The sequence below is a fragment of the Streptococcus sp. 1004_SSPC genome (assembly GCF_001069025.1).
Taxonomy (GTDB): Bacteria; Bacillota; Bacilli; order Lactobacillales; family Streptococcaceae; genus Streptococcus; species Streptococcus vestibularis.
Map to the genome: position 1 here is coordinate 1 of NZ_JWGQ01000111.1, position 275 is coordinate 275.

A 275-nucleotide genomic window follows, 5' to 3' on the forward strand; every position below is an offset into this window, starting at 1 on the left:
TTACAGCGAGAAAGTCAGAGATAATTAGAGAAATAGTCACAAGAGGATTTCGACTAGATTTACTTCTTGAAACGGATGGTTTAGCTCGCTCAATTTACTACTATCAGGTGAAGAGACTGGGTGGGCTTGACAAAGATAAAGAGCTTAAAGCTGAGATTCAAGTTATTTTTACTGAGTGCAATGTCTGATGAAGGCTCTTGGTTTAAGTGCTCGAATTCGTCGTAAACGTAAGTATTATTCATATCAAGGAGAGGTTGGCAAGAAAGCAGAGAATC

The 275-nt window shown here is 38.5% G+C and carries 1 pseudogene; it reads left to right on the forward strand.

The window, feature by feature from the left end:
* Positions 1 to 275, forward strand: a pseudogene (locus ADF62_RS08395) (IS3 family transposase); the annotation flags it as partial.